The following is a 320-nucleotide window of genomic DNA, read 5'->3' as shown; positions in this document are numbered from 1 at the left end:
GTGAAGTCGGTATTGACACAGAAACCTTTGAAATTGCCCTTAAGAACACCTTGAGGCAGGCACCAGACGTTATCATGATTGGTGAGATTCGTAGTAAGGAGACGATGGATTACGCGGTCACCTTTGCCGAGACTGGACACCTATGCTTGGCAACACTACACGCTAATAACGCTAACCAAGCACTCGACCGGATCATTAACTTTTTCCCGCCTGAACAGCAAAACCAGATATGGATGGATTTATCCCTAAACCTAAAGGCAATTGTTGCCCAGCAATTGATTCCAACGCCCGATGGTAAAGGCCGCCGAGCCTGTATCGAA

General features: G+C 47.5%; 1 protein-coding gene. It reads left to right on the top strand.

Annotated features, from left to right (window positions below; all coding sequences use genetic code 11):
• On the top strand, positions 1-320 hold a 320-nt coding region (locus A3766_RS09540; protein WP_197479485.1), incomplete at both ends, for an ATPase, T2SS/T4P/T4SS family.

It is taken from the genome of Oleiphilus sp. HI0132 (genome assembly GCF_001635845.1).
Note: the sequence above shows the minus strand (reverse complement) of the source record. Positions and strands in the feature narration are given on the sequence as shown.